Below are 586 nucleotides of genomic sequence, written 5' to 3'. Positions count from 1 at the left end.
AGATATGATAAAGGATACTTTTTAATCTAACTATGTAAAATTTTTAATGAGTTCTATATTGACCCACTAATTTCTCTTCACCCATTCGAACAAGGCGTTTTGTGATTTCTCCTCCGACAGAACCGTTGGCACGTGCAGACGTCTCTGGACCAAGTGTGACCCCAAGCTCACGAGCAATTTCATATTTCATTTGCTCAATTGCACTTGCTGCACCTGCAATAAGAATGTCGTTTGTATTATAACCGTGTCTTTGAATATTCATAATTACACCTCCATTATATTTGTATATAATGTGCTCTTAATTGTAATGAATATACATGTATACTCAATATTTTTATCTTCGTCTCGAATTCTCCTTAGATGAAAAGTTTAAGCTGGTGGACATGGGATAGCGCCACATTACCATCAAGCTAACAAAAATACACTACCCAAAAACGATAAAACACAATCATCAATTTTTCAATCTAATACTAATTGATTTTAGAATCTAATAGAGTGCCCCTCAATTTAAGTGAAATTGAAGTGTTAATATTTACCTAATAATATTATGATTTATTATATCGAAAAGTAACTACTCAGTCACTCT

Annotated in this window: 1 protein-coding gene; it reads right to left on the bottom strand. The window is 32.9% G+C overall.

Annotated features, from left to right (window positions below; all coding sequences use genetic code 11):
- Positions 1-43: 43 nt before the first annotated feature.
- Complete coding sequence (locus tag V7024_RS23200; protein ID WP_335524371.1) at positions 44-262, bottom strand: alpha/beta-type small acid-soluble spore protein; 219 nt, start codon at positions 260-262, stop codon at positions 44-46.
- Between the last annotated feature and the right edge of the window lie 324 nt (positions 263-586).

Source organism: Bacillus sp. JJ864, from assembly GCF_036963045.1.
In the GTDB taxonomy this organism is placed as follows: Bacteria; Bacillota; Bacilli; order Bacillales; family Bacillaceae_G; genus Bacillus_A; species Bacillus_A pseudomycoides_C.
The sequence above is the reverse complement of the archived record's forward strand: the minus strand, read 5'-3'. Positions and strand labels throughout refer to the sequence as shown.